24 protein-coding genes are annotated in these 22936 nt (G+C 58.4%); 18 read left to right on the forward strand and 6 right to left on the reverse strand.

What is annotated here, in order from left to right; all coding sequences use genetic code 11:
* Window positions 1–725: 725 nt before the first annotated feature.
* The 6 genes from AWB81_RS24935 to AWB81_RS24960 all read right to left on the reverse strand — a co-directional run bounded on the left by AWB81_RS24935 (window position 726) and on the right by AWB81_RS24960 (window position 5826).
* Complete coding sequence (locus AWB81_RS24935; protein ID WP_062639224.1) at window positions 726–1670, reverse strand: CopD family protein; 945 nt, start codon at window positions 1668–1670, stop codon at window positions 726–728.
* Window positions 1670–2044: a copper resistance CopC family protein gene (locus tag AWB81_RS24940; RefSeq protein WP_062639259.1), complete on the reverse strand. Its 375-nt coding sequence runs from the start codon at window positions 2042–2044 to the stop codon at window positions 1670–1672. Before AWB81_RS24940 ends, AWB81_RS24935 begins: the two co-directional genes overlap by 1 nt.
* 70 nt (window positions 2045–2114) lie before the next feature.
* A complete protein-coding gene (locus AWB81_RS24945) occupies window positions 2115–2462 on the reverse strand; it encodes a copper-binding protein (protein WP_062639225.1) in 348 nt (115 codons plus the stop codon).
* A 58-nt stretch (window positions 2463–2520) separates the two neighbouring features.
* The gene (locus AWB81_RS24950) at window positions 2521–3816 is read right to left on the reverse strand and encodes a multicopper oxidase family protein (protein ID WP_062639226.1); all 1296 of its coding nucleotides are present in this window, start codon (window positions 3814–3816) and stop codon (window positions 2521–2523) included.
* A gap of 1 nt (window position 3817) precedes the next feature.
* Complete coding sequence (locus AWB81_RS24955; protein ID WP_062639227.1) at window positions 3818–5251, reverse strand: TolC family protein; 1434 nt, start codon at window positions 5249–5251, stop codon at window positions 3818–3820.
* Window positions 5248–5826: a hypothetical protein gene (locus tag AWB81_RS24960; protein ID WP_144444179.1), complete on the reverse strand. Its 579-nt coding sequence runs from the start codon at window positions 5824–5826 to the stop codon at window positions 5248–5250. The genes AWB81_RS24955 and AWB81_RS24960 overlap by 4 nt, the downstream gene beginning before the upstream one ends.
* A gap of 584 nt (window positions 5827–6410) precedes the next feature.
* Here AWB81_RS24960 and AWB81_RS24965 point away from each other — a divergent pair.
* The 18 genes from AWB81_RS24965 to AWB81_RS25040 all read left to right on the forward strand — a co-directional run bounded on the left by AWB81_RS24965 (window position 6411) and on the right by AWB81_RS25040 (window position 22813).
* Window positions 6411–7082, forward strand: a complete 672-nt coding sequence (locus AWB81_RS24965) for a heavy metal response regulator transcription factor (RefSeq protein WP_062639229.1) — start codon at window positions 6411–6413, stop codon at window positions 7080–7082.
* On the forward strand, window positions 7079–8503 hold the full coding sequence (locus AWB81_RS24970; protein WP_062639230.1) for a heavy metal sensor histidine kinase: 1425 nt from the start codon (window positions 7079–7081) through the stop codon (window positions 8501–8503). The genes AWB81_RS24965 and AWB81_RS24970 overlap by 4 nt, the downstream gene beginning before the upstream one ends.
* Window positions 8500–9459: a YVTN family beta-propeller repeat protein gene (locus AWB81_RS24975; protein WP_062639231.1), complete on the forward strand. Its 960-nt coding sequence runs from the start codon at window positions 8500–8502 to the stop codon at window positions 9457–9459. The genes AWB81_RS24970 and AWB81_RS24975 overlap by 4 nt, the downstream gene beginning before the upstream one ends.
* Before the next feature lie 127 nt (window positions 9460–9586).
* Complete coding sequence (copM, locus tag AWB81_RS24980; RefSeq protein WP_062639232.1) at window positions 9587–9991, forward strand: CopM family metallochaperone; 405 nt, start codon at window positions 9587–9589, stop codon at window positions 9989–9991.
* A 343-nt stretch (window positions 9992–10334) separates the two neighbouring features.
* Complete coding sequence (locus AWB81_RS44885; RefSeq protein ID WP_144444180.1) at window positions 10335–10574, forward strand: hypothetical protein; 240 nt, start codon at window positions 10335–10337, stop codon at window positions 10572–10574.
* A 16-nt stretch (window positions 10575–10590) separates the two neighbouring features.
* Window positions 10591–10899 (forward strand): DUF4148 domain-containing protein, encoded by a 309-nt coding sequence (locus AWB81_RS48815; protein WP_087135176.1) that lies wholly within the window; start codon window positions 10591–10593, stop codon window positions 10897–10899.
* Window positions 10900–11672: 773 nt separating this feature from the next.
* Window positions 11673–12035, forward strand: a complete 363-nt coding sequence (locus AWB81_RS24990; protein ID WP_062639233.1) for a hypothetical protein — start codon at window positions 11673–11675, stop codon at window positions 12033–12035.
* A gap of 92 nt (window positions 12036–12127) precedes the next feature.
* On the forward strand, window positions 12128–13423 hold the full coding sequence (locus tag AWB81_RS24995; RefSeq protein WP_062639234.1) for a TolC family protein: 1296 nt from the start codon (window positions 12128–12130) through the stop codon (window positions 13421–13423).
* An 11-nt stretch (window positions 13424–13434) separates the two neighbouring features.
* Window positions 13435–14964, forward strand: coding sequence for an efflux RND transporter periplasmic adaptor subunit (locus AWB81_RS25000; RefSeq protein ID WP_062639235.1), 1530 nt, complete (start codon window positions 13435–13437; stop codon window positions 14962–14964).
* The gene (locus AWB81_RS25005; RefSeq protein WP_062639236.1) at window positions 14961–18167 is read left to right on the forward strand and encodes an efflux RND transporter permease subunit; all 3207 of its coding nucleotides are present in this window, start codon (window positions 14961–14963) and stop codon (window positions 18165–18167) included. The genes AWB81_RS25000 and AWB81_RS25005 overlap by 4 nt, the downstream gene beginning before the upstream one ends.
* A complete protein-coding gene (locus AWB81_RS25010) occupies window positions 18164–18511 on the forward strand; it encodes a copper-binding protein (RefSeq protein ID WP_062639237.1) in 348 nt (115 codons plus the stop codon). Before AWB81_RS25005 ends, AWB81_RS25010 begins: the two co-directional genes overlap by 4 nt.
* A gap of 101 nt (window positions 18512–18612) precedes the next feature.
* A complete protein-coding gene (gene dsbD, locus AWB81_RS25015; protein ID WP_235025902.1) occupies window positions 18613–20460 on the forward strand; it encodes a protein-disulfide reductase DsbD in 1848 nt (615 codons plus the stop codon).
* Window positions 20461–20526: 66 nt separating this feature from the next.
* Window positions 20527–20886 (forward strand): hypothetical protein, encoded by a 360-nt coding sequence (locus tag AWB81_RS25020; protein ID WP_235025903.1) that lies wholly within the window; start codon window positions 20527–20529, stop codon window positions 20884–20886.
* 133 nt (window positions 20887–21019) lie between these two features.
* A complete protein-coding gene (locus tag AWB81_RS46950) occupies window positions 21020–21334 on the forward strand; it encodes a hypothetical protein (protein ID WP_235025904.1) in 315 nt (104 codons plus the stop codon).
* A gap of 54 nt (window positions 21335–21388) precedes the next feature.
* Window positions 21389–21619 carry a DUF2933 domain-containing protein gene (locus AWB81_RS25030; protein WP_062639240.1) on the forward strand — a complete coding sequence of 77 codons (231 nt, stop codon included), beginning with the start codon at window positions 21389–21391 and terminating at the stop codon, window positions 21617–21619.
* Between the two features lie 86 nt (window positions 21620–21705).
* Entirely contained in the window at window positions 21706–21861 is a 156-nt protein-coding gene (locus AWB81_RS45830; protein ID WP_159938934.1) for a hypothetical protein, read from the forward strand.
* 28 nt (window positions 21862–21889) lie between these two features.
* Window positions 21890–22327 (forward strand): hypothetical protein, encoded by a 438-nt coding sequence (locus tag AWB81_RS46955; RefSeq protein ID WP_235025905.1) that lies wholly within the window; start codon window positions 21890–21892, stop codon window positions 22325–22327.
* A gap of 168 nt (window positions 22328–22495) precedes the next feature.
* A complete protein-coding gene (locus AWB81_RS25040; protein WP_062639241.1) occupies window positions 22496–22813 on the forward strand; it encodes a P-II family nitrogen regulator in 318 nt (105 codons plus the stop codon).
* Window positions 22814–22936 lie beyond the last annotated feature (123 nt).

Here is a 22936-nt window from a genome sequence, read left to right on the forward strand (position 1 = left end):
CCGCGCCTTCGTGGGCCAAGCACCTTGGTTCGTTTCGCGGATGACTTTGTCGTGATCCTTGCGCACAAGGACGATGCGGAGCGCGTCTTGCGGGTGCGGGCAAGCGATTGGGCAAGTACGGACTCGAGTTACATCCGGACAAACGCGTACGCTCAAAGCAGTCAGCCGTGTCTGCCGTGGTATGCGGACCCGGCCGCTTCGCGATCAGCACCAGCGTCTGAGTCGAATGCTTAAGGGGCACTATGCCTACTTTGGCATCAGCGGAAACTTCGAGCGCCTGGCGACTCTACGGCATCACGTCGCCCGCATCTGGCGTAAGTGGTTGTCGCGAAGGGTCGAACGAACGCTCTATGCCATGGGTTGCCTTTATGAGAATACTAACACTATTCCCATTACCGCAGCCTCGGATTGTCCGTCGTTACGCCAAACCGTGAGCGAATCTGCGTGATGAGGAACCGGATGCGTTAATTGGGCTCGTCCGGATCTGTGAGGGGTGAGGGGGGCGACCTCCTCGCCTACTCGGAGGCCGCCAGGTTAAAAAATGGGCCCAAAGCGGATGCCCAGGCCCAAAGGATGATTCCCCGCGCACGACCGCCACCGAACGAACTTGACAGCCGACCTGCCGGTAATCACCGCGTGGATATGTCGGACCCGTGCGTCGACCGCTGTCCGACTAAGCTGAAAGCAGCATTTTTTTCGCCGATGCGCAGCAGCCAGACGACTTGTCACTCGGTCCCTGGAAGCGGACTCGATACGAGGACCGTCGCGACTCCTATAACGGCTATTAGCACCCACGACTCGACATGCAAGACGGTCGAAAAGCGCCTTAGTTGGCGCGTCTGATTCTCCGACGACGAACCGCGCAATGACGCAAGCAACGCCGGCATCTCGAAGAACCGGTTGTGGCCGCCAAGCGCCGCTGCGACTAGCACAAGCGCAAGCTTGGCGACAAGTACCAAACCATACGACGAACCCAGAATGTTCTCAAGCGCGCTGACACCACGCCAACCGTTATACGCGCCGGTCAAGAACAAAGCGATAAGCGCGACAGTCGCGGCATCCGACATTGCTTGAATATAGCTGGCGCCACCGGAGAGCTCAGTTGGGCATGCGCGCGACATCCCTGGAGAAACGATAAAGGTTGCCGTTAGCACCATGCCAACCCATGAGCTAATTGCGAGAAGATGAATCCAGTCAGCCCATACCGGAAGACTCAAAATGCCTGCATCGACTGGATGACCGGCGTTGCTTTTTGCTAGTGCCACTCCGGCTATCGCGAGCCATAGGAGAGGCTGAACAGGAATGCCGGGGCGATTTCTTCTTATGAAAGACATCGCTACGGCGCACAGTAACAGCACCGCCCCGATTGCCCAAATATGTCCGAACTGTGTTTTCAGCAACATCGAGCGCACGGCAGGCCACGCGTCATATAGCGAAGTCTCGCTCATCAACGCGCAATGCACCCAGAACCCCGCCGTGCTCGACAGCAACGCAACGATAGCTGAGGTTTTGAAGACAGATGCGAGTTTTTCAGACACACGCACCTGCCATCCGGGCGCTGGTCCCTTGAGCCACCGCGCGCTCAACAGGGCACCCACAGTTGCTGCAAGACCGAGGTTTTGCAGCGCGATCAGAACAAGGCGCGCGATGTCCAAGGGCCCGTAGTTCATTACTTCACCGAGAATTTATACGTACCTTTCGCTTTGTGACTGTCGCCAGTCATCACAGCCCACTGCACAGAGTATGAACCCGCTGCCAACATGGGGACACTGAGCGTCAAAACACGCTTATTCGACGGGTCAACCTTGGCCTTTTCATCTCCAACCACGGCTCCGCTCGCGTCGGAAACCTTGATGGTGCTGAACGCGGGTTCGAGGTCTTCATTGAAGGTCAAACGCAACGTGTTAGGTGCCGGCGAAACGGTCTCATTGACAGCCGGTTCAGCGCTCTCGAGCTTACCGTGTGCGCAAGCGATTGCCGGCGCCAATGCGATTGCAAAGGTCGTTGATACTGCCGCGATAAACTTGCCTTTCGAAGCCTTCATGTCTATGTACCTTGTAGTGGTTGATACGAGCCGCCGAGACGTCTCACGCACCGGTTGCTCTCGATTCGTTTTACTGCTTCTGCAGCTTCGTCACAGTCAGAGCGCCGTCGACTTCCTCAGCGACGAAGTCAATCTTGTCGCCCACCTTGACCTGCGACAGCATGGTCGGGTCCTTTACTTTGAAGGCCATCGTCATGCCGTCCATGCCGAGGTTTTCAAGCGGACCGTGCTTGATGGTCAACTTGCCCGATGCGGTGTCCACCTTCTTGACTTCACCGTGCGACATCGACGGGTTCGCGGCACCACCCTGCTTTGCGCCGTTCGACATGTCCATGTTTCCCATCTCCCCAGCGGCAAAGGCAGCGCCAGATGTGGTCAGAGCAAAGCCCAGTGCAATCGATACGAACGTCTTTTTCATGCTTTCACCCCCAAATAAGGTTAAGAAATCATCTGCGTCTCGCCGAAGACTCTGCGAATCAACTGTCTGATATGTCGCCGGTGTACTCGTATGCGACGGTACCTTTCGGGTGCTTGTACCATCCCGGGTCTCGAAAATCGGTACGGGCCAAGCCTTCGCGAACTTTCACCACAGTGAACATGCCTCCCATTTCGAGCGGTCCAAACGGACCAGTCCCCGTCATCATGGGTAGCGTGTTATCAGGCAAGGGCATTTCCATCTCACCCATGGCGCCTCCTGTACTGCCCATTGCCATGTAGTCGGGCACAAGCTTATTGATGCGCTTCGCTAAGTCTTTTTGCTGCACACCAATCAAGTTCGGCACCTGGTGACCCATGGCGTTCATCGTGTGGTGAGATTTATGACAGTGAAACGCCCAGTCGCCAGGGCGATTCGCCGTAAACTCAATGGCTCGCATCTGCCCCACGGCCACGTCTGCGGTCACCTCCGGCCAGCGGGCGCTGGGTGGTATCCAGCCTCCGTCCGTGCCTGCCACTTCAAAGTGGTATCCATGCAGGTGGATTGGGTGATTGGTCATCGTCAAATTGCCGAACCGGATGCGAACGCGGTCTCCCATGCGCACCGGTAGCGGGTCAATGCCCGGGAACACTCGGGAATTCCACGTCCACATGTTGAAGTCGGTCATCTCATTCACGCGGGGCGTGAAGCTCCCTGGGTCAATGTCATACGCGGACATGATGAAAACGAAATCACGGTCGACGCGCAGGACGTTCGGGTCCTTCGGATGAACGATGAACGTGCCCATCATGCCCATCGCCATTTGGACCATTTCGTCGGCGTGCGGGTGGTACATGAAGGTCCCGTGCTTCTCGAGTTGAAACTCGTAGACGAAGGTCTTGCCTGGAGGGATGTGCGGTTGTGTCAGACCTCCGACGCCGTCCATGCCGGATGGCAGGAGCATTCCGTGCCAGTGCACAGTGGTATGCTCCGGCAGCTTGTTCGTCACGAAGATGCGAACCTTGTCGCCCTCGACCGCTTCGATGGTCGGGCCTGGCGCTTGGCCGTTGTAGCCCCATAAGTTCGCTTTCATCCCGGGAGCCATTTCTCGCACGACCGGCTCGGCCGTTAGGTGAAATTCCTTCCAGCCGTTCTTCATGCGCCAGGGCAATGACCAACCATTGAGCGTCGCGACCGGCGTGTAGGGGCGGCCATTAGGCGGCGACAATGGCGGCTGCATGTCCACGCTGGTCATGGTCGGAGCTTCCGGCAACGACGCAGCCCCAGCTTTGCTCACGAGTGCTGCGCCAAGCAGAGCGGCACCCGAACCGCCGATAAATTTTCGACGTGAAACCATTTCATTTACCTTCAGTATTTGTGGGCGACGCAGGTTGCGTCAGAGGCTCGGGCTGAGACTGCGCCACCGCAAGCGCAGGAAGGCGACCACCAACCGCTTGTTGCAAATCAGTCTCGGCAATCCAGTAGTCCTTCAGCGCCTCGATATAGCTATTCACGGCACCGACCTGCTCACGCGAATCCGCGAGCAGTTCGAATACGCTAGCGAGCATGCCGTTGTAACGAAGCAAAAGCTCATCCGAAATCGTCTTGCGCAGCGGCACGACCTCGTCGCGGTAGTGCTTCGCGACGTCGTATTCGGTCACATAGGCCGAGTACGATTCGCGGACCTCCGAGCGAGCGTTTACAGCCGTCTCCGCCAACCGGTTCGCCGATTGCATGTAGATTGCTTCCGCGCGCGCGACTTTCGAACCGCCCCAGTTAAAGACGGGAATCTCAACGCTGATTTCGTAGCCGTGCTCGTGACCCTTGTCCGTCTCGAAGTTATTCAGAATCCCGACATCAAGCGCGTTGATAAAGCGCGTCGCCTTCGTCAGACCCAAGGACGTGGCGACACCCTGGGTCTGCAACTTCGCCGCTTGAATGTCAAGCCGGTTCTGCATCGCAAAGCTCTCTAGGTCCTTCAGTTCAGGTCGTGACTTAGGAAGGTCCGGCAGACGGTCGGGAAGCTGGTACTGGGCACCCGAGCCCCACAGGCCCAAGATGCGGGTCAGCTTCTCACGGGCTGAGACACTCCCTTGACGTGTCTTGGCTAGTTGAGCCGCCGAGTCGGCGTAAAACGCCTGTTCCCGCGCGTAGTCGAGCTTGCTGAAGTTGCCCGCTTGTTGCATCCGTTGCGCGAGTTCTGCGACCGCCTCCGCCGAATCCCTGACTTGCTCTGCGTAAGCAACCGACTGCTGTGCAGCTACTGCAGTGACGTACGCGCGGCGAGCGTCAGCGGCGACCTTGAGCATAGCGTCGGCGGTAAGCAGTTTGGTCTGTTCAAACCGACGGCTCTCAATTCGAGTGGCGAGCGGCAGTGTGAAGATGCTCAAAATGCCGATTGAGAACGTGCGGCTGATGCTCAAATCGTTGCTGGAATGCGTCCGACTAAATGTGAAACTAGGGTTGGGCAAGCGTCCGGCCTGCACGAGGTCAGCCTCGGAGATGCCGAGCTCCGCATAAGAAGCCTGCAATCCGCGATTGTTCAGAAGCGCGACCTGTACTGCATCGTCCATCGATAGCGGCTTGGCCAACAATTCCTTGGTTCGCTTGAAGACCGCATCACGGTCTTCGTCAGTTTTCACGATGACGGCGTCTTTGCCCAATCGCTCAGACGCGACGTTAGAAACGCTGTTGAAGCCGCCGTCCTTGGAAAATGTCGTGCACCCGGCAAGCACCGCGACGATGCTTACGGTCGTGACCAGACGTCCAGCAGAGAAAGGATGCTGGTTCATTCGTGCATGCCCTCGTGGTTCATGTGCCGTTTCTTGTTGTCACCGGCCGCACCCGCCTTATCGGCGGGTACCGCCTTCGGGGACATTTGCGAATGGTCCATTCCCGCCACTCCGTCGTGGTTCATCTGCCCCTGCCCGTCGCTGCTCGATGCATCAGTTTTTACGCTGCGAGTAGCCGTTGGCGCTGACATTCCTGAGTGGTCCATCCCTCCCATTCCCGGCATGCCAGCCACACCACGCCTCTTGGCTGGCGTGGCTACGGCGTTGTTGAGTTCGGGCCAAGACGCGACCGGCTTGTCTTGGAACGGTTGATAGGCGCCGGTTACTGACGGAACGCTCTCGGCCGGCACCGATGCGGCGGCGTCAGTCGGGTCAGGGAGAGACGGCGCCTCGCTCGCGAACGAACGCATCGCCGCAGCTGCAGTGAGCAGCGCCGCTAAAATAATTCGCATGAAGGTTTTCTCGACGTAAGTCACCTGTCCGCAAAAAATGCGGCCAGAACAAAGGTGCGTCACGCCATGGGCGAGACGGCTCGACTTAAACGACGAGAGTGCGAGGCGGACGTTCGATGCCACCCGTCAAAAAACAGGCTGCGCGGATGGGCGGCGGCGTAGGAGCCACGTGATGGGCTAGTTCGATGGGCGTTGCAACGACCGCAACTAGCGGCAACGCGCTCCCAAAGCAACACGACGCGCAGGTACTGCAGTGTCCGTTACCGTGACTTTGGGAGCCTTCGTGCGAGTCGTGATCGTGTAGGGCGGCATCCATCGAGACCACAGAATTCGTCGATGTATGGAACATGCGGTCAATGTGGCGATGATTAACGGTCGAAGCCTCTCCGCCGGGTTGCGTCAGCTCGCAGCCCAACGGGGCGCCCGCGAATGCACGAGCCGACAAGCTCAGCATCAGCAAAACGACAGTGAGAAATCTTCGCCAGTTAGTCATGAGGCCAGAGTCTAGCATGCGGGTTTATACCCGTTGTAAGGTGCGGAGGTATTTGAGGGAACGATACACACGCGACAGTGACGCCGCCGTGGCGTGAACATTACCGCTTTGTCATCGAAGCTGCTGAAAATGACCAAAATGTCATTTCGTCGCCATCTTATTGAATGGCGGCAATTGTTAATCTCACCGTCGTGGTTCGAATGTAAGGCAGGGTATGCGCATACTTCTCATCGAAGACGAACAAAAGATGACGTCATACCTGCACAAGGGTCTGACAGAGGCGAGCTTCAACGTCGACGTCGCCACCAATGGCAAGGACGGACTCTTCCTCGCATTGCATGAGGACTTCGATATCGTCGTCCTCGACGTAATGCTTCCCCAATTGGATGGATTTGAGGTGCTGCGCCGATTGCGCCAGCAGAAGTCCACGCCAGTTCTTCTCCTCACCGCCCGTGACACCGTTGAGGACAAGGTAAAGGGGCTCGAGTTAGGTGCCGACGACTACCTCTCGAAGCCGTTCGCCTACGCTGAATTCTTGGCACGCATCAAATCCCTGCTTCGACGCTCGCCGCGCGGAGCACGCGACGTCATCAACATCGCTGACCTCGAGATTGAACTTTTCAAGCGGCGGGCGCGACGCGGAAACGTTCGCATCGATTTGACAGCCCAGGAGTTCGCGCTTCTTCAACTTATGGCGGAACGCCAGGGAGAGGTGCTAACCCGAACCTTCATCACGTCTCAGTTGTGGGATATGAACTTCGACAGCGACACAAATGTCGTCGACGTCGCGATGAAACGCCTGCGCGCCAAAATCGACGCCCCGTTTGAACGTAAGCTGCTCCACACAGTGCGTGGCATGGGCTATGTCCTCGAGGAGCGTACATGAGCAAGGATGGGCAGCACTATTCGCTATCCGGACGCCTTGCTCTCGCCTTCTTGCTAATCGCGGCGATGGTATTCGCCATGATGGGGGCGTTCCTCTATACGTCACTGTCCGCGGAGCTTCAGAGGCGCGACGACATCGAGATTGAAGGAAAACTCAGTCAGTTTCTGCAGCTAACCCACGACGCGGGGACGGTGGCGGGCGTCCGTAAGGCGCAAGTCGTGTTTCGCGAGATACTGTTATCCCACCCGGGTGTTTATCTTGCGGTGCTAGACAAAACGGGGACATCTATAGCGCAACATTCCGAGGCGCCAGGTGCGAGTCTTTCATCGCTCTACGAATCTCAACGCGCCGAACGAGTCGCATACACGTGTACTCTCGGCCCAATCGGGTCTGCTAGATGCGTGTTCGCGAACGAGACGCTACCTTCCGGCGAGCCGGTTCGCATTCTTCTTGCGCGCACCGCTTCTGACAGGGAGTCGCTGCTGAGAAGCTACCGCCTCGATGTTTGGGCTGCCGCTGCCGTTGGCTCAGCGCTTGTGGGCCTTCTAGGCTATCTCGTCGCGAGGCGCGGTCTGACGCCAGTGAAAAGTATCGGCCGTCAGGCATCTCGCATTGAGGCCGACAACTTAAGTGAAAGGCTCAATATAGGACGCGGTCCTGTTGAACTGAACGACATAGCCGTCTCTGTAAACCGCATGCTAGACCGCCTCGAACGCGCATTTGTCCGCTTGTCTCAGTTTTCTTCTGACCTCGCCCATGATATGCGTACGCCGCTGGCGAACGTAATTAGTTCTTCCCAGATTACATTGTCCAAGACCAGAAGCGTTGAAGAATACGAAGCACTCGTTGATTCGAATATCGAGGAATGCGAACGTCTTCAGCGCATGATTGAAAACATGCTATTTCTTGCCCGGACGGACAATGCAAAGCAGGGCCTAAAGGTGTCATCGTTGGATATTGGCTCGGAACTGCGACGCCTCGCATCATACTTCCAGGGCCTTGCTGATGAGAGCGGACACAACCTTGTTATCGAAGGTGGCGGCGCCGTCAGAGCGGATACGACCATGTTTAGACGTGCAGTGAGTAACCTTGTCAGTAATGCCTTAGACCACGCGGCGCCTGGTTCGACCATAGTTCTAAAGGCGACTGCACAACCGAGAGCGATGAGCATTTCAGTAACCAACTCGGGCAAAGTAATTCCCCCAATTCATCTTGATAATATCTTCGACCGGTTTTATCGCGTCGACCCAGCAAGGCACGAGTCGGGGAAGAACTCGGGACTTGGGCTTGCCATTGTGAAATCCATCATGGAATTGCATCGCGGCAATGTCGAAGTAGAGAGCGGTGACGGACGTACTACCTTTACGCTGACGTTCCCTAAATCCGCGGCCATCGCGTCGCTGGAGGAGTCAACAGTATGAGATTCATCCCACTCTTGTGCGGAGCTTTACTGGCCTCGCCCGTCGCACATGCCGAACTCGTCACCGTGCTGAACTCTGCCGACGCGAGCGTCAGCTTTGTCGACATGTCTACTCAGAAGGTGCTAAACACCATCCCGGTCGGTAAGGAACCGCACCATCTGATGGCAACCCCCGACAATAAATCGCTTATCGTCGCAAACTCGGTGAGTAACAGCCTGGTCTTGATGGAGCCGAGGACCGGTAAGGTACAGCGGTGGATTGACAGCATCGAAGACCCCTACCAATTGGGTTTCTCGTTTGATACGAAGTGGTTCGTGACCAATGGGTTACGGCTTAATCGAATTGATATCTACCGCTACGATGGCAACAATTTCACACTCGCCAAACGTGTACCGCTCGCGGAGACGCCCAGCCACATGGTTTTCACGCGGGACAATAAGACTGTCTTCATCACTTTGCAGACATCCGGGGAACTCGCCGCAATCGACCTTGCGACACAAACCGTCAAGTGGAAGATGAAGGTTGGCAAGGCGCCCGCGGGACTTTGCTTTACGCCTGACGAAAAATACTTGCTTATAGGCATGACGGGCGCTGATTACGTTTCCGTGGTCGACTGGCGCACGCAGAGGGTTGTCAAGACCATTCATACTGACCTCGGAGCTCATAACTTCCGCTCACTTGCCGACGGGCGGCGCGTACTGGTAAGCAATCGGGTGGGCAACACCATCAGCGTTATCGACCTTCAGACGCTCAGTGTGGTCAATACAATCACTGGCTTGTTGCCTGGCCCGGATGACATGGAACTGACTCCCGACAAGCGGTTCCTTTGGGTAACCTTCCGGTTCACGAGATATGTAGGCGTGGTTGACCTTCAAACGTTGAAGCTGGTGAGTACCATTCACGTTGGCAAGTCTCCTCACGGTATCTATTTTCCGGACCGAGCACCATTGAGCTAAACCTGTAGCTCCAGAAGCAATTGAGCTGCAGGACATGATTATCGCCGCGGTCGCAGTCCCTACCGCTCGCGAAATTTTGTAGCATCTTCTTAAGATTTAACCAAGGTCGCGAACCAGGGAGAGTGGTATGAGCAAAAAGTTGAGGTCCAAAATGTGCGCCGCAATCGCGGCGGGAGTTGTATCCGCATCACTCACGAATCCAGCATTCGCGCAACAACCAGCAAGCTCGCCTATGGCCGACATGAAAATGGGCAAGGAGTCGCCTGCCGGCAAGAACCCATCTACCCAGGCATTCATGCAGGGCCGCGACGACATGATGCAGCACATGGACGTACCGCTAACGGGCGATGCCGACAAAGACTTTATCGCCGGAATGATTCCACATCACCAAGGTGCGATCGAAATGGCGAAAATCGAACTGAAGTACGGCAAAGACCCGCAGGCCCGCAAGATGGCTGAAAACATCATCGCCGAACAGAAGAAGGAAATCGCCGAGATGAAAAAGTGGCAAGAAAAGCGCGGTGCGAAATAGAGGCCAATGAAGACATCGCTTTGAGCCAACGATGCCGCAGCGATATTCTGCTTGTTGGACGGTTAGCGTGCTCGTATGCTCGCCGTCCAATACCGAGCTCGGAGTGACGTCTCATTCCTCCATCCTTTCGTATCATTCTCGGCGGTGCTCAGCGAGAATCGACATCGCATGCCTAAAGCGTCTGCTCCGCGGACATGAGCTGGCTATCCCTCGTCTCTAGATTGGCTTCAACCTGGTCAAAAAGATGACCAAATGGTCATCTCCGGGCCATGTCACGTCCATCGGCCACTCCCCACAATGTCTCAATGCGCTGATTAAGGCGCAGTTACGCAGGGAGCACCGTATGAAGCCCTCAATCATTGCCATTTCCGCACTCTTTGCGGCCCTCTGGGTCAACGTTGCCCTTGCAGATGGCGACCATAGCTACCCGTACGTCAACAGTCAACAATCCCACGGCCAGACGCGCGAATCGTCCACGCCAAAGGAAAGCTACCAACGAGGCGAGCGCCAGCCTACTTGCGCTTCGACCGGATACGGATGTACTAACTCAGCCGGTAACGCCGCGAACGGCGTGAGCGATTGAAATCGCGGAGTGAGATATGAAAAGGTCTCTTTCGGCCGTCGCGCTCGCACTGTCCACGTCAATCGCGAACGCTCACTATGCGCCTTGTAACCCGCCTTCCGCGGCTAGCGACAGCCTGCCATCAAATGCGCTTGGCTCAAATAGCACCGCGCCTGGTGTAGCGAAGACGCGTGCGCAGGTAATGGCAGAGCTTTACGAGGCGCGACGGCTAGGATTAGCGCCGTCTGGGAGGCAGGACTGGCCCCCGACCGAGCAAAGTATCCGGAGGAATAAGGCGCGCTATGCGGCTAGCCAACGATGGCACGAGACCCATCCGTGCAATTGAAAAAGAGTGGGCTACACCTCTTCGCGCTTGAGGGCTCGCTCGTCGTGATGCCGGAAGTACAATGATTGAGAGCCCAAAAAAACGGAGGGTCTGCTGCATCTTACGCTTTGATTCATCGTGGCGAAGGTTAAAACGAAATGGTTCGGCGGAACTGCATTCATATCGGGCAACAAGAACGCGATGGCCGCAAGTAGCTGGCTTGTGCACGCTGGCTAGCGGGACGCTTCACAAAAAGTTCTGTGGAGCGTGTAGAGAAATTTTACTCGCCATTGTTGGATGATTTGTCGGCCCCGCACAGTCATGCCAAATCAATCTTAAGCAAACACGCCAGAGGCTGACAGTCAGCGCTGTTAGGAACAGTTACGCCGGCCCCGGCCGCGCCATAGTGCGACTTCGGATTCTTGCACCCCAAGCAACGCAGTTTGCCGCGCTGCATATCGAGTCGGTGGTGCTGGCAGGGTACTGGTTGCCGCTGCGGTACTCGTCTCCAGTCCGCTGCCTGGTACGTCGTAGCCCGGTCGGCAGCGTTTGTTTCTCACGTCCACGCAGATGGTCACCGCCGCAAAGCCAATGAAGCATCAACCTGCCTCGATTGACTTCAGGCGACGGCCATCTTTCACGGGACCCGACAGCACGTACGGGTCCCTTTTTTCGTTTCACGCTGCGTCTCTGTCCCCCCCCCATCGTCGGTCGGTGCCGGCTCTGTGTAGTTAGCGACGCAGGCGACACACTCCCTAAAACATGAATAAAATACCTTCGCTATAATCCCAGCCATGAAATTTCTCCGGACATTCCTCTTTTTCTTGCTCTGTGCTGCGCTGCCCATCAGTGGGCTGGCGGCCAGTGGCTTGACCGGAGAATGTCCAATGCAGATGCCCATGTCCGCTGACGAGGGCAGTGCCATGTCTTCGGACATGCCCGGCTGCGAGACGATGAAATCCTCGCAACCGGGCAAGGCCAAGGGGTTCTTCTGCAAGGCAACGGCGCAATGCCAGCTCGGCAGCCTGTATCACCCGGTTTCCGCTGCCGAGGTGACCCGTCCCGCCGGGCTGTCCAGCCCCGTCGTATTCCACTACGCACAGTCGCTCACCGTCCGTGAACCGGCCGGTCTCTGGCGACCTCCCCGCGCCATCTAATCCCTTGCTGACTGGTTCGCCGCATTTGCGGCGAGGTCGTCCTGCGTCCAGGACGTGGATTCCCTGTGGGAGTCCGCCGTTGGGGTTAGAACATGCCTTTAACTATTGGCACGCCGTCATGCCGGCGTGCACCACTGCGCGCGCATTCACTTTTTGCCGCGCTGATTCTCGCGAGCGCTTCAGCATACGCTCAGGAAGCACCCGTCACGCTTGACGCGGCATTGCAGGCCGCCACCGACCGCTCCGCCGCCATGGGGGCTGCGCAGGCGTCCGTCCGTGCCAGCTCAGAGGCGGCCGTGCGGGCCGGGCAGTTGCCCGACCCGATGCTCAAAGCCGGTGTCGATAACCTGCCTGTGACCGGGCAGCAGAAATTCACAATTGGCCAGGATTTCATGACGATGCGCCGTATCGGCATCGAGCAGGAATGGGTGTCGGGCGACAAGCGCCGACTCCGGTCCGCATTGGCGAACGACGTCGTAGACCGCGAGCGGGCCGGCTACCTCGCCCAGCTCGCGAACACCCGCCAGCAAACTGCTGCGGCGTGGCTGAACGCGGTCTATGCAAAGAAGGCCGTTTCGCTGCAGCAGGAACTCGTTGAGCACATGACCCATGAGCTGGATGCGACGAAAGCGGCTTATCGTGGCGCGAAAGCGACTGCCGCCGATGTCACGCAGGCCCGGACAATGCTCGCGCAGACCCAGGACCAGTTGCTCAAGGCCCAGCAGACATTACAGACCGCGCTCATCGGCCTGTCCCGCTGGACAGCAACGTCCGTTTCGGACGTGACCGGCGAGCCGCCGACGCCACAGTCATATGTGTCATCACTGCCGCCCGAGGAGCTGGGTGAGGTGCAGCCGGTGCTCGTCGCAGCATCCCGGGACATCGCCGTCGCCGATGCCGATACCGCCGTTGCGAACAGTAACCGCAGTCCCAACTGGACGTGGGAGGTCGCCTACCAGCAGCGCGGAGGCGGATTCTCGAACATGGTGTCGGTTGGCGTCAGCATCCCGCTGCCCATCCATCGCAAAAACTATCAGGATCGGGACGCGGCGGAAAAAGCTGAACTGGGCACCAAGGCGCGACTGATGTACGAGGACGCGCAGCGTCAGGTCGAAGCGGATATCCGTACGCGGTCAGCCACGCTCGCGAGCGGTCGCGAGCGCATTACCAATCTCACCCGCTCCCTGCTTCCGGCTGCGGAACAGCGCGTGCAACTGGCGACCGCCGCATACAAGGCAGGTACTGGCTCGTTGGCCGAAACCTTCGCTGCCAGGCGTGCGCAGCTCGACGCTGAACTTCAGGTGCTCGACCTGCGGCGTGACGTTTCCCAGACCTGGGCCCAGCTGGAATACCAGGTCGTGCCCGCCTCGATGTCCGTGAGTCAGTGAAGGAGAACAGCATGCAAAAGAAGCAACTGGCACGCGCGGCCGTTATGGTGTTTGCCGCAGCGGCGTTGCTGGGTGTGGGCTACGTCGCCGGCACCTATCGCGCTTCGGCGACCGGTTCGACCGCGGTTGCCACGACATCGGCCGCCGGTGACAAAATCGACCCGAAGACGGGTCGCAAGGTGCTGTACTGGCACGACCCGATGGTGCCGAACCAGCATTTCGACAAGCCGGGCAAGTCTCCTTTCATGAACATGCAGTTAGAGCCGGTCTATGCCGACGAAGGAGGCTCCAGCGGTATCAAGATTGACCCAGGTCTTCAGCAGAATCTGGGCATTCGCTACGCAACCGTGCGCCGGCAGGAAACAACGGAAGGATTCGATGCGGTAGGCACTACGCAGTTCGATGAGTCGAAAGCTGATGTCGTCCAGTCGCGGGTGACCGGCTACATCGACCATCTTTATGCCAGCGCCCCGATGCAACGCGTCGCGAAAGGCGCTCCGATTGCGTCGTTGTTTGTGCCGGATTGGCTTGCGCCGCAGGAAGAATATCTTGCGTTGAAGCGTGGCGGCCTGGATGACGGCATGCTGGTGGCGTCACGCGCGCGTATGCGGGCGATGTCGATTCCGGACGGTGTGATTGCCAGCCTCGACCGCACCGGCAAAGCGCAGACGCACATCACGCTGTCGGCGCCGGAAGCCGGCGTGCTGACTGAACTCAACGTTCGCGATGGCGCGATGGTGTCGCCCGGGCAGACGCTCGCCAAGGTCGCCGGTCTCTCAAAACTGTGGCTAATAATCGAAATCCCCGAGGCGCTCGCGCTCAGTGTGCAGTCGGGCATGACAGTAGACGCGACGTTCTCGGGTGACCCCACACAGCATTTCAAGGGCCAGATTCGTGAAGTCCTGCCCGGCGTCAACGCCAGCAGCCGTACGTTGCAGGCACGTCTCGAAATCGACAACACCGCGCTGAAGCTCACGCCAGGCATGCTCATGCGTGTGCGTGTGGACGGACACAAGCCTGTCTCGCGTCTGCTCGTCCCTTCTGAGGCGGTCATAACAACGGGCAAGCGCTCCGTCGTTATCGTAAAGAACAGTGATGGTCGCCTGCAGCCCGTTACTGTCACGGTTGGCAATGATGTCGGTAATCAAAGTGAGGTGTTAGGCGGCCTGAGCGACGGCGAGCAAGTCGTTGCCTCGGGCCAGTTCCTAATTGACTCCGAAGCGAGCCTGAAATCGGTCCTGCCACGGCTGGAAGGCAGCACAAGCACGGGTCCGAGTGTTCCTGCACCCGCAACCCCGTCCGCTGCGGCCCAAACGTATGAGACCACGGGCAAGGTCGAGAAAGTGACCGCCGGGGACATCACGTTTTCACATGAACCCGTTCCAGCGCTGGGCTGGGGCGCGATGACGATGTCGTTCGGCAAGCCGTCGCCGACAGCGTTTCCGGAAGTCAAGACTGGCGAGACCGTGCATTTTGTCTTCAGACAGTCGGATGATGGTTACCAGCTGACGAAGGTCGAACCGGTCGGAGGCGCCAAATGATTGCGCGTCTTATAAGGTGGTCTATCCACAACCGGTTCCTCGTGCTGCTGGCGACCGTGCTCGTCACGGCCTGGGGTACCTATTCGGTCACGCAAACGCCCCTCGATGCGCTACCTGACCTGTCTGATACTCAAGTCATCATCAAGGCGTCGTATCCGGGCAAGGCGCCGCAGGTCATCGAGGACCAGGTCACATATCCGCTCACCACAACCTTGCTTGGGGTGCCGGGTGCGAAAACTATCCGGGCGTACTCCTCGTTCGGCGATGCGTTCGTGTACGTGCTGTTCGACGATAAGACCGACCAATATTGGGCGCGCTCACGGGTGCTGGAGTACTTGAACCAGGTACAGAGCCGCCTGCCGCAGGGGGCAACGGTCTCGCTAGGGCCCGACGCGACCGGTGTGGGTTGGGTCTACGAATATGCGCTCGTTGACAGGACCGGGCAGCATGACCTCGGACAACTGCGCGCACTGAACGACTGGTTCCTGAAGTTCGAGCTGAAGTCAGTGCCGGACGTGTCTGAAGTTGCGAGCATCGGCGGCATGGTGCGTCAGTATCAGGTCGTTCTCGACCCGGACAAACTTCGCGCGTACGGCATCACCCAGGCGATGGTGGCCGATGCGCTGGGCAAGGCCAACCAGGAATCGGGTGGTTCAGTGGTTGAGATGGCTGAGTCCGAATATATGGTGCGGTCGTCGGGCTATCTCCGCTCTCTTGATGACTTTCGCAACGTCGTGTTGCGGACAAACGATACGGGTACCCCGGTCCTGCTCGGTGACGTCGCCCGGATTCAAATCGGGCCCGAGATGCGGCGCGGCATCGCGGAGCTGAATGGCGAAGGCGAAGTCGCGGGTGGCGTCATCGTCATGCGTTCCGGCAAGAATGCGCTGACAACCATTGATGCTGTGAAAGCAAAACTGGCGGACCTGCAGCGCTCTCTGCCAGCCGGTGTCGAGGTCGTGACGACCTACGACCGCTCCCAGCTCATCGAGCGCGCGGTGGACAACCTGAAGGACAAGCTCATCGAGGAATTCATCATCGTTGGGCTGGTCTGCGCGGTGTTCCTGTTCCACTTGCGCAGCGCGTTCGTGGCGATTCTGTCACTGCCGCTCGGCGTGCTGGCCGCCTTCATCGTGATGCGCTATCAGGGGGTGAACGCAAACCTGATGTCGCTGGGCGGAGTCGCAATTGCCATTGGGGCGATGATTGACGCGGCCATCGTGATGATTGAGAACGCTCACAAGCATCTCGAAGCGTACGACCACGAGCATCCGGGTGAACCAATCACGACGGCACAGCGCTGGGAACTCATCGCGACATCTGCAGCGGAGGTGGGGCCCGCACTGTTCTTCTCGCTCCTCATCATCACGCTGTCGTTCATCCCGGTGTTCTCGCTCGAGGGGCAGGAAGGCAAGCTGTTTTCTCCGCTGGCTTTCACCAAGACCTACACCATTGCTGCCGCTGCCGGGTTGTCGGTGACGCTGGTGCCGGTACTGATGGGTTATCTGATTCGAGGTCGCATCCCTCATGAGAACTCGAATCCCATCAATCGCGTGCTGATTCGACTGTACCGGCCGTTACTGGAAGCGACGCTGCGGCGGCCGTGGGTTGCCATTGGTCTGGCGGTGGTCGCGCTCGCCGCATCGGCAGTTCCCCTTTCCCAGCTAGGCGGCGAATTCATGCCACCGCTCGATGAAGGCGACCTCCTGTATATGCCGACAGCGCTTCCAGGAATTTCGGCCGAGAAAGCGAGCGAACTGCTGCAGCAGACTGACCGGCTCATCAAGACGGTCCCGGAGGTGCAGACTGTCTTCGGCAAATCCGGGCGCGCCGACACCGCGACCGACCCTGCCCCGCTCGAGATGTTCGAGACCACCATTCAGTTCAAGCCGCGTAGCCAGTGGCGACCTGGCATGACGCCAGAGAAGCTGGTCGACGAGTTGGACCGGACGGTCAAGGTGCCGGGGCTGTCGAACGTCTGGGTGCCCCCCATCCGCAATCGATTGGACATGCTGTCAACGGGCATCAAGACGCCAGTCGGCGTCAAGATTTCGGGCAGCGACCTCCCGCAAATCGACAGAATTGCGGCGCAGGTCGAAACAGCGGTCAAGAATGTGCCGGGCGTCACCTCTGCACTGGCCGAGCGCCTGAACGGCGGCCGGTACATATACATCGACATCGACCGCCAGGCGGCTGCACGTTACGGGCTTTCCGTCGGCGATATCCAGTCTGTCATTTCTTCGGCTGTCGGCGGGGAAAACGTGGGCGAAGTGATTGCTGCCCGCGAGCGGTTTCCCATCAACATCCGCTATCCGCGCGAAATCCGGGATTCGCTCGAGAAGCTGCGACAGTTGCCGGTCGTCACGGACCGTGGCGCGCAAATCCAACTCGGCGATGTTGCGCACATCACAATTGCCGATGGTCCTCCGATGATTCGCAGCGAAAATGCGCGGCTCTCCGGCTACGTCTATGTCGATATCCGCAATACGGACCTGCAGTCAGCGGTCGAGGCAATGCAGCGCGCTGTTGCGGAGAAGGTGACGCTTCCGCCGGGCTATTCGATTGCATGGTCCGGCCAGTTCGAATATCTCGAGCGGGCGGCGGCCAAGCTGCGCACGGTCATTCCGGTGACGCTTGTCGTTATCTTCGTGCTGCTCTTTCTGACCTTCAACTCTGCGGCCGATGCTCTCCTGCTGATGTCAACGGTGCCGTTCGCTCTGGTCGGCGGGTTCTGGCTCATCTGGATTCTGGGCCATGCGGTGTCTGTCGCAACGGCAGTCGGATTTATCGCACTCGCAGGTGTGGCAGCCGAATTCGGTGTCGTGATGCTGCTCTACCTGAAGGGGGCGCTTAACCGCCGGCTGGAGGATGGTGAACCGTTAACCGAGGCGCTTCTGTTCGATGCAATTCGCGAAGGCGCCGTCTTGCGCGTGCGACCGAAGGCGATGACGGTTGCTGTCGTGCTGGCTGGTCTCATCCCAATCATGGTCGGACACGGCGCCGGTTCGGAAGTCATGCAACGCATTGCCGCGCCAATGGTAGGTGGCATGGTCACGGCACCAATCCTTTCGATGTTCGTTATCCCTGCAGCCTGGTTCCTGCTGCAACGCCGCCGTGCGCGCAAGCAGGCAGGTGCAGGGCTCCCCCATGCAGTACCTTCCGGCACGAGTGTGCCATCTATCCAAACCGGAGAAGTTCGATGAAGAAGTTGATTGTTGCGTCTGTTGCTCTTGCAGCTATCGTTACTGCGCCCGCCTTCGCTGGTGATGATATGGCCGGCATGGACATGTCCAAACCGCCGGCTTCGAAGACGTCATCGAACACCGCGCTCACCGATGCGGAGGTCAAGAAGGTGGACGCTGCGACCGGCATGGTCACGCTGAAGCACGGCGCGCTGGAGAACGTAGGGATGCCGCCGATGACGATGGCGTTCAAAGCGAAGGATACCGCGATGGTCAAGCAGGCTCACGAGGGCGACAAGGTTAAGGTCCGCGTCGAAAACGTCAACGGCACCCTAACCATCGTGAAACTGGAGAAGCAGTCATGATGGGGCGCTGACACCGCACTCGCAGGCTCGCGGAGTGACACCGGGCGTGCGGTCGCGCGCGTTTGCGCTCACATCTTGTGAGTAGAGGCACTGCAATGCGAATGACATCATCCGACGTACGGCAGGGAATTTGTCGTCAAACTGACGCGGCGAAGCGCGTATTGCGCTTCGCACTTGGCTTGCTGTTCGTATTCGTGTCTCTAGCCGCTTACGCGGTAAACGAATCTGACCTGCTACCCGTCAACGAAGCCTTCCCATTGACGGTCAGCGTCAGCGGGCCACAACAGGTAACACTCGACTTCGGCACGAAACCTGGCTACTACCTGTACCAGGGCCGCTTCAGCTTCGCCGTGGATGGTATGCCCGTGAAGCCGGACCGCATGCCGCCCGCCGAATCGAAAAACGACCCGACATTCGGCATGGTCCAGGTCTATCACCGGCCTGTGCAAATTCGCATTTCCTTGCCCCGCGCCATCGCGGTGAGCACTGTGCTGTCTGTCACGTCGCAGGGGTGTGCGGACCTCGGCGTTTGCTACCCACCGCTAACCCGAAATTACCGGATAGCTGCCAATGGCGTCGTTACCTCCATTGCGAACGAAGGGAACGCAACGGCAGGTGCGCCCGAGTTTCCGGTTGTCGGCGAAAACCGGGGCGTCGCTGTTTTCGGCCTGAATCTGCGGCCGGCAAATGGTCTTGGCGTGCCCGAATTGCTGGGCTTCCTACTTGCCGGTCTGTTGATGGCGGGCACGGTTTGCATGTATCCGCTCATCCCCATTGTGACCGCTGTTATCGGCGGAGGTCTGCAACGACCAACCGTGTGGCGCGGCTTCGTGCTTTCGGTCGCTTATGTGCAGGGACTTGCGGTTACCTATGCGGTCGCCGGCACTATTGCGGCACTCATCGGCATCCCGTTGGTGGCCGTAACGCAAAAGCCATGGGTGCTGGCCGCCTTTGGTTTGCTCATGGTCGTCCTCGCGCTCGGCATGTTTGGTCTGTTCAGACTGCAGTTACCAACGGGCTGGCAGACCAGCCTTACCGAGTGGAGCAATCGCCTGCCCGGCGGCCGGATTGTCCCAGTGTTCGTGATGGGCATGCTCTCCGCACTGATTGTCGGCCCATGCTCCACACCAGCACTGGCGGGAGCACTGCTGTATATCGCTAACAGTCGCGATGTCGTCGGCGGAGCGCTGGCCTTGTACGTGATGGGCATCGGAATGGGCATTCCGCTACTGTTCGTCGGCACGTTCGGCGCACACGTGCTACCCAAGTCAGGCCACTGGATGGTTGCCGTTCAGAACACGCTGGGCGTCATGCTGCTTGCAGCAGCATTGTGGTTCGTCTATTCGCTACTGCCGGATTGGCTGCTGATGGCATTGGTCGCTTTGCTGCTGGCTGCTTGCGCCATGATGCTGCGTGCCATCGACCCGCTGCCAGCGACCGCACACGGTGCGCTTCGCGTCGGCAAAGCAATTGGTGTACTGCTTCTGGTCGCCGCGATTGCTGAACTGGTCGGCGTTGCGTCGGGGAATTTTGACGTTCTTCAACCATTGCGTGGTGTTATGCGGGGGGCACAGACCGAGACGGTTAATGCAGCACGGTTTGAACCGATACAGTCGACCGCCGAACTCGACCGCGCGCTTGAATCGGCGCGCGGCCAGCCCGTCATGGTGGATTTCTACGCTGAATGGTGCATCAGTTGCAAGGAACTCGAGCGATTTACCTTTACCGACGCACGCGTGACCAGCGAGTTCGCTCACTGGAAACTGCTGCGTATTGATGTGACGAAGAACACAACTGAAGACGCTGAGATGTTGAAGCGCTTTGGGCTTTTCGGACCACCGGCTTTGATTTTCTATGACCGGAATGGCCATCAGCAGGCCGACGCACAGTTGGTCGGTTTTGTTGGTGCTGAAGCGTTCCTCGCACATCTGAAGCGTTGGGGCCAGTGACCTACCGGGTAGCGCGCGAGCGTCATCCTGCGCTTTGGCGATAACGCGTGGACCACCTATACTGAAATGATGAAATTCTGGGTAAAACTTGTCGCCTGTCTGCTTATCGCGTGGCTGCCGTTCCTCGGCTACCCCGCGCAGGTGGCGCTTTGCCCGGAGATGTCGTCGTCGACAATGCAGTCGCAAATGAAGGCGCCGCATACACCCGGCATGGTGGCGTGCGCACAAGATGCAAGAGCCCACGTAACGGGTTCTCAGCCCGCCTGTCACGGCAGCCTGAGCGGTGTCGGCTGCGGCATGGCTGCCATACCCACGACGCACAAGATGGCAGTCGTGACTTCCTCGCCCGTCTACCGGGCCACCAACCTCATCCTCATACCGCAGTTCATCCCCGAACTGCCGGCGCCTCCGCCTCGCTCTCTGTAGTTCCCTCGTCGACGAGTCTCGAACGGCCCCGCGTCGTTGTGCACGCACGCGTGTCGCGAACGCGGAGAGCGTCGGCTCGCGCCTCGACAACTGCTTTCTCAGTGACACGATTTAACCGAATCTGGAGATATATATGAACTCGAAACCACTACTGACCGCTTCCCTGTTGGCACTCTCGTTGGGTACGGGCGCTGTAACAATGGCTGCCGGTGGGACCGGCAATGACGCGAGTCGCCCCCCGCAAACGCGCGAGCACAGTCCCTCCATGATGGGCGGTATGGGAATGGGAGGGATGGGCGGCGGCATGATGGGCAGTTGTCCAATGATGGGCGGCAATATGAGTATGGACCCGAAGACCGCGATGCGCATGCATGGGGAAATGATGAAGGCGATGGGCGACATCATGCTCAAGTACTCGGACCAGGCAGGTACGTCGCCATCGAAGTGACGCGGATTTCTTCCCGACACTAATACCCAATCCAATTTCAGAAAGGAAGCAATCATGAAGTGCAACACAAAGACGATGGTGACGACTGCACTTGCGCTCGCGCTTGTCATTGCCCTTGGATATTGGGCGCTGCCTCAGTTCAGAGGCGCCCTCGCACCCTTCATCCTGGTGGCCTGCATGCTGGTGTGTCCGCTCTCGATGTTGCTGATGATGCGGGCTACGAAGTCCAGTATCGACAAGCAGGATGTGCAGAGGCGCCGTGACGGGGCAGAAATCGTGACCTGATTCATCACGCCACGTTGAAGTCACGCGGAGCAGCGCGATATCGCTGCTCGTCACGCTGCTCCGCGACTGATGCAACGGAGGAAGTCATGTTCGACAACGCTCGAATGCTCAACGTCGTCATTGTCATTTTCGCCGTCATTGGCCTCGTCGCTGTGCTCGGTATCGTCGGCATGGCTGTGATGCACGTAAGCATGATGCACGGTATGCGTTCTTGCAGTGAGGCGATGCGTCTCTGGCGATAGCGCTGGCCTGTGAAACAGGAGAGCTACCATGAAAAATCGGATACACAAAAAGGAGCGCACGCCGCGTTCCGAGGTAGTGACGCCGGCCAGGTGGCGTCTCGTGGTGCTTTTGGTCGTGCTGATTCTTGCGATACCGGTGGCGGTTGTTCTAACGCCGTTTTTTGCACGGCACCCGGTACTCAGTTCCACGACCGGGCAAGCGGGTCTGCAAGAGCAGGCTCATTCGAAAACGGCGTGGCATGTGGGGATGTTGCGTCCCGATGGGTTGCGCATCATCCCCAGTGGCCGGTCGAATGCGTCACACGTCCTGAACCCGAATCAATTCGCCGAAATGACGTCGGGCATTCCTACTGGGTTGCAACGCAGATTCCTGCCACGCTCAACAAGCTCTATTGCTGGTGCGGTTGTGAAAATCGCGGCGTACACCGTTCCAATCTTCAATGCTTCGAAGACCAGATGGCGGTGACATGCGCGGTTTGCCAGGGTACGGCAGAGATAGCGTGGCGGATGACACAAGCCAGCGTTCAGGACGCGGGCAAGATTCAAGCTGCAGTGGATGTGAAGTGGGCACCAAACGGGCCAAACGGATAGCAGCAGACGGTTTCGCTAACAATCAACCGCTGAGGAGGATGACATGGAACTGAAATGCGTTGTTGCCATTGTCAGGCTCGATGTAGTGGAGGCACTGGAACGAAAGTTGGGCGCCATTCACATCCATGGTGTGACCGTTACTAAAGTGCGGGGATTCGGCGTACATCCGAATTACTTTGCCGACGATTGGACGACGGAACACATCAAGATTGAAATCTTTGCGCAGGCGGAGAACGTCGATGCGCTGGTAAAGACCATCATGGATGTCGGACATGTCGGCGCAGGTGGAGATGGGGTCGTTGCGGTGATTCCGGTGGAGAAATTCTTCCGCATTCGCAGTCAGGCGGAAGCGATACCGTGACTCGATGGAGGACATCGGTTCGTCGTCGTGTGACGCTTGACCTTCCCATTGCGGGAAGGTCTAAAACAGAGATATACGGCAGTTTGGTCGGCCAGACAAAGGCGGCTGAGATGAACATTGGTG

Source organism: Caballeronia arationis (assembly GCF_001544975.2).
Lineage (GTDB): Bacteria > Pseudomonadota > Gammaproteobacteria > Burkholderiales > Burkholderiaceae > Caballeronia > Caballeronia arationis.